This window comes from Rhodococcus sp. EPR-134 (assembly GCF_001647205.1).
Taxonomy (GTDB): Bacteria; Actinomycetota; Actinomycetes; order Mycobacteriales; family Mycobacteriaceae; genus Rhodococcus_F; species Rhodococcus_F qingshengii.
Genome location: NZ_LVCT01000160.1, coordinates 1 through 8,997 on the forward strand (window position 1 = coordinate 1; position 8,997 = coordinate 8,997).

The window sequence follows — 8,997 nt, forward strand, 5'->3', positions numbered from 1 at the left end:
CCACCGCAAGGACTACGTGTCCTTGGAGTTCGCCGACACCGAACAACTGTTGCCAGACATTGTGCAGCCCACGTCGATTCAGGGCAGCGGTGAGTGGATCGCGCCAAGAGTGTCGTGCGTCGTCGGTCAAATACAGGACGAGGAAATGCACGGTCATCGAAGCTGAAGCGATAACACACCCGATGACGAATCCAGTGGACACCGACAGCGAAGAGTCGGTATCCGGATCGGTTACAGCTCGAATTGTCAGTAGCGCAACGACGAACAGCGCGCCGGTGATCTGTGCTGTGACTATTCGAGGGCTGTGGAATACCGACGAATAGTTCGCGACGACCACGAACAGAACGGTGCCGGTCAATGCCAGGAAGCTCGAATGGATTCCGGCGAGAAGTATCAAGGACAAGCAGATATTGGTGAGCGAAACGAAACGAACGGATTGATGGTGACTCGGCCAAGACCGTCCGAGTGACCAGCGAATCATGCAGTAGAGCGCGATCATGCATGCTGCGCCCGCCGCGAGCCGTTCAGGGAGCTCGGTTGCGCCACCCTTCACGAATTGAGCCAGTACGGCGAGTGCCACGAACACAGCACACCAAAAGGTGACGACCACCCTGGCTGTCCCCAACATCGATCGAGCAGCCAGGAACCTCGGGAACCATTCGCCGTCGTACGCAAGAGACCACCAGCGACTCAACAGTCCAGTTGTTTGACGAATGTTCTGCCCCAACCCCGCAGCGCCACTGACTCCCATGAAACCCCCTCCGAGATCTTGCGAAAATTCCCGGAAGATTCTTCGTCAAGATTTGATCCCCGAACAAGGTACCCGATAGTTGAACGATGGATTGCCGTCTCGTGGGGTGTGGGCTGCTCTAGGGTGTGATCGGTGTGGTCAGGATCTTTCTGAGTGCCGGAAGGTTCAGGGTTGCAGCAAGATCTGCAATAGTGACCCCCGACAGCGATGCGCGCCAGGCTTTTTCGGCGTCGGCCATGACCTTGGCGATTCCGCAGGCGGAACGGCACTGCTCCGGTGGAGCGGCGAGGATTCCTTGCTGTCGAATCTCCGTGCACCGGAACGCAGGTTCGGTGCCGTCAACGGCCTGTACGACGTCGAGAACGGTGATCTTCTCGGGAGCCCGGGTGAGAACGTACCCGCCGTCTCGGCCCTCGGTCGGATTGACCAGACCGGCGTGCGCGAGCGCTCGCAGATGCTTCGCCAGGTATGTCTTCGACACCCCGTGAAGTTCGGCGAGTCTGGCTGTGGGTACCGGCCCCTCGGACTGGCTCAGAACCACGCAGCAGTGGAGTGACCACTCCACGCCTCCGGAAAGCTTCATGATTGGACTCTATCGACGCCGCGGAAAGCGGTGCGGGCCGGACGTCGCTCGAGTTGTCGACGTCAGGCCTTCTCGGCAAGCCACGCGTCGTATGTTGTCGGCGCGATCCATGCATCTGCACCGGGTGTCGGGGTCAGTGCCGAGTTGTCGAGTTTCGCGCCGAAGTAGCCGGCTTCGGGATCGGAGATAACCGAACGCTTGTCGCCGGTGACGAGGAACAAGCGCCGGACCAGTTCGTCGATGCCCAGCGGTTCGGGTCCGGCAATCTCGACCGTGCCGTTTTGCGGCGCGCCGGTCACTACCTCGGCGACGTGGGACACGACGTCTCGAGACGCGATGGGTTGCAGATGTCCCGGCGTTGCGTGGACGGCGCCGTCGGTGGTTCCCGCGTCGGCGATTCCGGCGACGAACTCGAAGAATTGGGTCGATCGGACGATCGTGTCGGGGGTCGGGCCCGCTTTGACCAGGTCTTCCTGGGCGACCTTGGCTCGCATGTACCCGGAATCGGGCAGTCGATCGGCACCCACGATGGACAGTATGACGTGGTGCCCGACGCCTGCCTTCTCCTCCGCGGCGAGGATGTGGCCGGTTCCGTCGCGGAAGAAGGCCAAGACGTCGTCGTCCGACCACGAAGGGGAATTGGTCAGATCCACGACGACGTCGGCACCCTCGACTGCCTCGGCGATACCTGCGCCGGTGGTGATGTCGATCCCGTCGCCGCGACCGAGCGCCTTCACGTCGTGCCCGGCGTCAGCGAGCTTGGCGGCGACCTGGCTTCCGATGAGTCCGCTTCCGAAAATGACGATCTTCATGTTTTTCTCCTTTACTTGGATAAGTAGTGTCCAAGTATACTCGGACACTACTTATCCAAGTCAAGGGTTGCCCGGTCAGTCGAAGAGTTCGGCGGCCAGTGCTTCGTAGGTCGCGATCGGATCACCTTCGGCGGGAAGTGCTTGGATCGCAACGTGATCGGCACCCGCCGCGACATGCTCCCGAAGTCGATCCGCGATGGACTTCGCGGTACCCCGCGCAACCAGGGCGTCGATGACGCGATCGTTCCCCTCGTTGGCCAACTCTTCGGGCGCAAAACCGAGGCGCTCGAGATTGCTCGTGTAGTTGCGCAGATACAGATACGGGTTGGCGACGGCGGGGCGACCGATTGCTCTGGCCTTCTCCGGATCGGTTTCCAGGACCACCTTGTGCTCGGGGGCCAGGATCTTCGAAGGGCCGAGGATTTCGCGAGCTTCGGCCGTGTGTTCGGGGGTGGTCAGGTACGGATGCGCGCCGGCGGCGCGAGCGGCGGACAGTTTCAACACCTTCGGCCCCAGTGCGGCGAGGACGCGCCGCGATTCCGGGACCTGGGCCGCGTCGAGTTCGTCGAGGTACGACACGAGTGAGGCGTACGGCTTGGTGTAGTCGCCGGTCGCCTCCGGATGTCCGACGCCTACGCCGAGCAGGAATCGCCCCGGGTGCGCGGCTTCGAGTCGGTGATAGGACTCCGCCACCTCAGCCGCAGGTGAGGACCAGATGTTGACGATTCCGGTTGCCACGGTGATGTGCTCGGTCGCGTCGAGAAGTTTCTCGGCGATCCGTAGATCGGCGCGTGGGGAGCCGCCGATCCAGATGGTGCCGAAACCGAGTTTCTCGATCGCAGTTCCCAGCTCGGGCGGCAAACCAGCCGCTCCTCGCCAGATTCCGTAGGTTCCCAGGTCAGGTGTTTTCGTAGTCTCCGTCACAGCGGGTGCAACTCGGCTGCTGCCGGGATCTATTCCTTCCGTCGTCATTTGCCCGGCGCGCGGTAGTCGGTCGGTCGCTTGACTGCCTCGTCGATCTGCTCCGGCGTGAGCAGTGTGATCGACTCCGAGCGTGCTGCACCTGCCGCAGCCGTGCGAATGCTCAATGCGGCTGCCGCGACGTCGTCCGGCAGGTTGCCGATCACGAACATGTCGTGACCGCCCAGTGCGAAGTGGCAGGATTCGACAGTGCCACCGATGCTTTCGACCATTCGCGTTATCGCGTCGCGCCGCGCAGTGCCTCCCTCCTGCTGTAGACCGGCGGCGCCGGAGGGTGAGTACGTCACTTGCCAGAGGTATTTCGGCATTTCCACTCCTAGCTCGGGATGGGTACTTCGATCGTGTACCCGTAGGGCGCTCGGTGGCAATGGGTAGGGGACAATCACGGCATGGTTGGAACTCCGGTGATCGTGACTATCGTGTCCGTGTGTGTAGGTTTTGTGATCTTCATGCTCGCTGCCAGTGGTGCACGCGGAAAGTGGGACCGTCGCCTCGTGATCGCGTTGTTCATCGGTGCGGTGGTGTGCCTGACCGTCGTACCGGTATCCGTCGCGCTCAGCGCCGGAGTTTGAAACACGGAGTGCCAAAACGCTCGAGTGCCGCTTAGTCTGAATCGATGGCAGATATTCGGGTAGGTATCTCCGGGTGGACGTATCCCGCGTGGCGCGGAGATTTCTATCCGAAAGGTCTTGCTCACCGCAAAGAATTGTCTTATGCCGCAGAGAGATTGACGTCGATTGAGATCAACGGCTCGTTCTACGCGCTGCAGAAGCCGGAAAGCTACACCAAATGGCGCAGCGAAACTCCCGAAGATTTTGTGTTCGCGATCAAGGGCGGCCGGTACATCACACACATGAAACGGCTGCTCGACGCCCGTGACGGACTCGCCAACTTCTTTGCCGCCGGAACGCTCGCCCTCGGCCCCAAGCTCGGGCCGATTCTGTGGCAACTACCTCCGACGCTGCAGTTCGAATCGCAGCGATTGGCCGACTTCTTCGACGGTCTTCCCCGTACCACTCAGGCTGCAGCCGATCTGGCAGCGCAGCACGACGACAAACTCACCGAAGACCGAGTGTTCGCCCAGACCGAGAGGGACGTGCCGATTCGCTACGCAGTGGAAGCGCGGCACGCCAGCTTCGAGACCGACGAAGCCGTGGACCTGATGCGCGAGCACTCCATCGGTTTTGTCGTCGCAGACACAGCCGGCAGGTATCCCCGCATCACCACTCCTACTGCCGATTTTGTCTATGTGCGGATGCACGGGGACAAGGAACTGTATGCGAGTGGGTACACCGACGAAGCTCTGGACAAGTGGTCCAAGCGCTTTCGGGATTGGATGGACGAGGGCCTCGACGTGTACGTCTACTTCGACAACGACATGAAAGGCTTTGCGCCGCACAACGCAATGTCCTTGTTGGAGCGGCTGCGCTGACGGATCGCCTGGCCTGTCGGTGGGATGTGGAAGGCTTCCGCATGAACACGAGGACCGAGGAGATACCACGATGACGCCAGAACAGCGGACGCCAGAACAGAGCTGGCCGACGCATTGGCCGAAGGTCGCCCGTGACATCGCCGATGCCACGGCCGACGCACTCGCCGCGGTGCGGGCGGCAAATCGTGACGGACTACTCGTGGCTGTCGAGGAACTGCGCGGGCTCTCTTTCGAGCAGGTCAGCTCGGTTCACGCGGCGATCGTGCGCGAATTGCTCGAGGACACGCATCCGGACGGCTTGTCCAGCGAGGACGTGCAGGATGCGCTCACCGCCTGCGCCAAGTCCACGATCGTGTGGCTGCCGGATCTGGACGTGCAGGCGCTCGCTGCGGTCTACACCGGGGCGCTCGGGATCTCGGATCTGGAAGACGATTCGTTCCGTATCGGGCACGGCGCGTACCTGCGTTCGGCGGTTCTGGTCATCGGGAGTTTGTCGACCGGAGTGAAGAAAGCTCAGAGCGCGTACATCATTCGTGCAATCGGCGAAATCGCACGTGCTCAGACCATCGAGATGCCATGAGCGTCAGTTCGTAAATCGAATTAGGCTGAGGTCATGTCCAAGATCGCCAGCGCAGATCGTGTGTCGTTTGCCGAACTCCTCGAGTTCATCAGGCCGCGCCATCGGGCCACGTTCGTCACGGTGAAGAAATCCGGCGAGTTGCAGATCTCTCCGGTGACGTGCGGGGTCGACGACGAGGGTCGGATCGTCATCTCCACGTACCCGGAACGGGCCAAGGCCGCGAATGTCCGCCGCACCCCGGCGGTGTCTCTGTGTGTCCACTCCGACGAGTGGAACGGCCCGTACGTCCAGGTGAACGGAACCGCGGAGTTGATCGACCTCCCGGACTCGGTGGAACCGTTGGTCGACTACTACCGATCCATCGCCGGTGATCATCCCGACTGGGACGAGTACCGCGAAGCCATGCGCAAGCAGGGTAAGAGCCTGATCCGCGTCACCGTCGACTCCTGGGGTCCGATCGCAACAGGCGGGTTTCCGCCCGGACGCTGACGCTATCGAGCAGGCGGCGAGAGTTCGACTACATGCGCGTCTTTGGCGGCCAGCGGCTCTTTGCAGTGCGCGCACACAACTTGGGCGTGCAGGATCTCACCGCAACGGTGTTCGACGACGGTTGGCGGTGGACCCGTCGTCGCAAAGGCGTCCCCCCATTCCATGAGCGCCATCAGAATGGGATAGAGCGCCTTCCCTGATTCGGTGGCGACGTATTCGTAGCGCGGTGGATGGTCTTCGTAGCGTCGCTTCGCGAGGACGTCGGCGTCGACAAGGGTGCGTAGACGCGCGGCGAGGATGTCGCGGCTCGCACCCGTGCCCGCGGCGATCTCGTCGAACCGTCGTTGCCCGAGGGCGATTTCTCTGAGCACCAACAGTGACCACTTCTCGCCGACGACCTCCAAGGCGTTGGCGATGGAGCAGTTGCGTCCTTTTGTCGCCGTCATCTCTGGGCCCCTGTTAGTTGGAAATGTTAGTTGGGAATTCCAACTTAGCACTTGACGGCATGTATGCGAGGGCGGAAGGTAGGTCGAGAAATCCAACGGAGCAGATGAGGGGTCGTCATGACGGAATTGAATCTCGAGGCAGCAAGCGGATTTGTCAGCGCTGCCGGATTGCAACTGGACGAGGTGTCCGGCACGAAGGTTGTCGGGCACATCGATCTGTCCGAGGAGCATCACACGCCGTGGGGCGTAGTCCACGGCGGTGTCTACACGACCGCCGTCGAGTCCGCCGCGAGCATCGGGGCCAGCACTGCAGTGGCGGACCGTGGCGAATTTGCCGTCGGAGTGCACAACGGAACGGATTTCCTGCGGGCGCGTACGGGTGGGCGCGTGGACGTCGTGGCTGTGCCGATACAGCAGGGCCGGGTTCAGCAGTTGTGGTCGGTGGTCATCACCGATCCGGAATCGGGCAAAGAGGTGGCGCGCGGTCAGGTGCGTTTGCAGAACGTGCCGCTGCCGAAGTAGGTCAGTCCCAGATCCCCGAGTCGATGTTGAGTGAGATGCGTTTGAGCAGTGCCGTCAGTTGGGCACGTTCGTCCTCGTCGAGTCCGGTGAGTACTTGACGGTCTCGCTCGACGCGTCGGGGAAACTCTGCCTCGACCAATGCGCGACCGGCATCGGTGAGTTGAAGCAGAACCACTCGTCCGTCGTGTTCGAAGCGCTGACGCTCGACAAAGCCCAGCTTGGCCAGGCGGTCTGCGTGTTTTGTGGTGGCGGCGCCGCTGACCATCGTGACGGCGGTGACTTCGCTCGCCCGCAGGGGACGGTCACTGCGAGCAAGTGCACTCATCACGTCGAATTCGGCGCGAGAGACCCCGCTGGACGCCAGTGCGCGGTCGAGCTGGTGAAGAGACTGCGCGTTGATGCGGGCGATCCGGCCCATCACCTCGACGGGAGCAGTGTCGAACTCGGGGTAGGCGCGCTTCCATTCGCGACGGACTTTGTCGATGAAGTCGTCTTCGGATCTGTTCGCCGCGCCCATGTCCCTATCTTAGCGACAGAATTCACATTACTTCACAAGTAATTTACTAGTGAAATAAATGTATGCTGATTGGGTGAGCCGAACCGAAACCGCAGCCAGGACGCCCAGCCGTCTCACTCATTCGAGTGAAGCCATTGCACATACCGTCTCCGGGGCGACGTGGCGAGCGGCTTTTCGCGTCGGATCTGCCGACGCGACCATCGCCCCCGCGATCAGGGTCGGGCTCGCCACCGCCGTAGTCCTCGTGGTCGGCGGACTGCTCGGGCATCGGGAATTGGCCGGCTTCGCGGCCTTGGGCGCGCTGTGCGCCGCGTTCGGCAGGTACGAGCCGTATCCACGGTTGGCCGGCAAGCTGGCAATGGTGGGTGCTGCACTGGTGGTTTCGATTGCCTTCGGCGGCGCCATGGGTGTCGCGGGCGTTCCGATGTGGTTGCAGATCGGCATCCTCTCTTTGCTTGCGGGTGCGTCGTACTGCTTCATGTCGGGCTTCCGGATCACCGGACCAGGGCCCGTCATCCTCGTCTTCGCGGCGACCGGTGCAGCCGGATATGCCTCCAGCGTTGATGATTTGGCGCGGTTGGTCACTGCCGGTGCGCTCGGAGTTCTGGTCGGTTGGGCGGCCGCGATGCTCCCAGCGCTCGTACTGCCGATGGGACCTGCCCGCCTGGCAGTTGCCCGTGCAGTTTCTGCGGTGGGGCGTCTCGAACAGTCCGGCGCAGGCGGAGTGGAACCGGCGCTCGGATCGATTGCCAACGCCCGCTTGGTTATTGCGTCGAGTGGCCGGATCAAGTCGACCGTCGATCACGGACGCGAACTGGTGGCGGTGCTCGACGAAGCAGAAGCGGCAGTTCAGGAGTGGCAGTTGCACGGCGACGCCACCCTGATTCGCAGCATTGCTCGGCACGAGAAGGAGCTTCGGAAGCTCAAGCGTTCCAGCATGATCGAACACGATCTCGCACCGGCAAAGAACCTGGCCGCGCCCGAAGGCTATTTTCTCGAAGGATTGAATCGGCTGTATTCGCGCCCGGTGCGGATGAATGCTCTCCGCATCGTGGCAGCGTCGGCTCTGGCCGGTTGGCTCGCGGCGGGAGCCGGGTTGGAGCATCCGCTCTGGGCGTCGATGGGTGCCATCGCCGCGATGCAGGGGCTGAACTACAAGCAGACCGTCCAGCGTGGGATTCAGCGGTTGGTGGGAAATGTCGGTGGCGCCGTCGTCGCTGCTGCTCTCATCGCATTGACGCTCGGCTACTGGCAAGCGGTTGCCGTGGTCGTGATTCTGCAGACTGCTGCTGAGCTGCTCGTGATCAAGAACTATGCACTGACATCACTGGCCGTCACCCCGATGGCACTGCTCCTCATCGGTTTCAGTGCTCCGATCGGGACCGAAGCGGCAGTGGCTCGCGTCGCGGACACTCTCATCGGCGTGGTGATCGGTGTTGTCGTCGCCGCTGTGACGATCAGTCGATCGGATCGCCACCACGTCACCGTGTAACCGGTACTGCCGTGTTTCCGGTACTGCTGTGTTTCCGGTACTGCGTAGGCTCCTGCAGGTGGAGGACAGCACGCCGGTCGACGGCCGGAAACTGCGTTACCAGCATCGCCGTGCCGAATTGCTCGAGCAGGTAACCGCGTACGTCACGGCGAACGGCGTCGGTGAACTGTCCATGCGGCCATTGGCCAAGGATCTGGGGATCAGTCATGCGACACTCATCCATCATTTCGGTTCGAAGGAACAACTGCTCACTGAAGTAGTTGCCACCCTGCGAGACAGCTCTTCTCTCGACATCTCTTCCGGGACCGACATCGTCGAGATGTTGACGAGTTACTGGAATGGGCGCACATCAGCGGAATCGTTGCCGAACTTTCGCTTGATGTTCGAGATCT

At 61.9% G+C, this 8,997-nt stretch carries 14 protein-coding genes; 7 read left to right on the forward strand and 7 right to left on the reverse strand.

Annotation, left to right across the window (positions count from 1 at the left end):
* From A2J01_RS07070 to A2J01_RS07090, 5 genes are all read right to left on the reverse strand, one after another.
* The coding region (locus A2J01_RS07070; protein WP_064112399.1) for a hypothetical protein at window positions 1-751 on the reverse strand (751 nt) is incomplete at its 3' end.
* A 118-nt stretch (window positions 752-869) separates the two neighbouring features.
* A complete protein-coding gene (locus tag A2J01_RS07075) occupies window positions 870-1,334 on the reverse strand; it encodes an RrF2 family transcriptional regulator (protein WP_064112400.1) in 465 nt (154 codons plus the stop codon).
* 62 nt (window positions 1,335-1,396) lie between these two features.
* The gene (locus A2J01_RS07080) at window positions 1,397-2,146 is read right to left on the reverse strand and encodes an SDR family oxidoreductase (RefSeq protein WP_064112401.1); all 750 of its coding nucleotides are present in this window, start codon (window positions 2,144-2,146) and stop codon (window positions 1,397-1,399) included.
* A gap of 75 nt (window positions 2,147-2,221) precedes the next feature.
* Window positions 2,222-3,070 carry an LLM class F420-dependent oxidoreductase gene (locus A2J01_RS07085; protein WP_030536489.1) on the reverse strand — a complete coding sequence of 283 codons (849 nt, stop codon included), beginning with the start codon at window positions 3,068-3,070 and terminating at the stop codon, window positions 2,222-2,224.
* 44 nt (window positions 3,071-3,114) lie between these two features.
* Window positions 3,115-3,435: a GYD domain-containing protein gene (locus tag A2J01_RS07090; RefSeq protein ID WP_007729728.1), complete on the reverse strand. Its 321-nt coding sequence runs from the start codon at window positions 3,433-3,435 to the stop codon at window positions 3,115-3,117.
* Window positions 3,436-3,516: 81 nt separating this feature from the next.
* Here A2J01_RS07090 and A2J01_RS07095 point away from each other — a divergent pair, with 81 nt between their 5' ends.
* The 4 genes from A2J01_RS07095 to A2J01_RS07110 all read left to right on the forward strand — a co-directional run bounded on the left by A2J01_RS07095 (window position 3,517) and on the right by A2J01_RS07110 (window position 5,628).
* Entirely contained in the window at window positions 3,517-3,699 is a 183-nt protein-coding gene (locus A2J01_RS07095) for a hypothetical protein (RefSeq protein ID WP_003940600.1), read from the forward strand.
* A 44-nt stretch (window positions 3,700-3,743) separates the two neighbouring features.
* The gene (locus A2J01_RS07100) at window positions 3,744-4,559 is read left to right on the forward strand and encodes a DUF72 domain-containing protein (RefSeq protein WP_030536491.1); all 816 of its coding nucleotides are present in this window, start codon (window positions 3,744-3,746) and stop codon (window positions 4,557-4,559) included.
* Window positions 4,560-4,629: 70 nt separating this feature from the next.
* Entirely contained in the window at window positions 4,630-5,139 is a 510-nt protein-coding gene (locus tag A2J01_RS07105) for a hypothetical protein (RefSeq protein WP_030536492.1), read from the forward strand.
* 33 nt (window positions 5,140-5,172) lie between these two features.
* On the forward strand, window positions 5,173-5,628 hold the full coding sequence (locus tag A2J01_RS07110; RefSeq protein WP_058038281.1) for a PPOX class F420-dependent oxidoreductase: 456 nt from the start codon (window positions 5,173-5,175) through the stop codon (window positions 5,626-5,628).
* Window positions 5,629-5,630: 2 nt separating this feature from the next.
* On the opposite strand, the gene A2J01_RS07115 is transcribed toward A2J01_RS07110, so the two are convergent.
* Window positions 5,631-6,074, reverse strand: a complete 444-nt coding sequence (locus A2J01_RS07115) for a winged helix-turn-helix transcriptional regulator (RefSeq protein ID WP_030536494.1) — start codon at window positions 6,072-6,074, stop codon at window positions 5,631-5,633.
* A gap of 117 nt (window positions 6,075-6,191) precedes the next feature.
* Between A2J01_RS07115 and A2J01_RS07120 the strand changes: the two genes are divergently transcribed.
* Window positions 6,192-6,596 (forward strand): PaaI family thioesterase, encoded by a 405-nt coding sequence (locus tag A2J01_RS07120; protein WP_003940256.1) that lies wholly within the window; start codon window positions 6,192-6,194, stop codon window positions 6,594-6,596.
* Between the two features lies 1 nt (window position 6,597).
* Here A2J01_RS07120 and A2J01_RS07125 read toward each other — a convergent pair whose 3' ends face one another.
* The gene (locus A2J01_RS07125; RefSeq protein ID WP_003940222.1) at window positions 6,598-7,113 is read right to left on the reverse strand and encodes a MarR family winged helix-turn-helix transcriptional regulator; all 516 of its coding nucleotides are present in this window, start codon (window positions 7,111-7,113) and stop codon (window positions 6,598-6,600) included.
* 58 nt (window positions 7,114-7,171) lie between these two features.
* Between A2J01_RS07125 and A2J01_RS07130 the strand changes: the two genes are divergently transcribed.
* The gene (locus A2J01_RS07130; RefSeq protein ID WP_058038280.1) at window positions 7,172-8,605 is read left to right on the forward strand and encodes an FUSC family protein; all 1,434 of its coding nucleotides are present in this window, start codon (window positions 7,172-7,174) and stop codon (window positions 8,603-8,605) included.
* Between the two features lie 58 nt (window positions 8,606-8,663).
* Window positions 8,664-8,997: TetR/AcrR family transcriptional regulator (locus tag A2J01_RS07135; protein WP_156519203.1), on the forward strand; the 334-nt coding region annotated here is incomplete at its 3' end.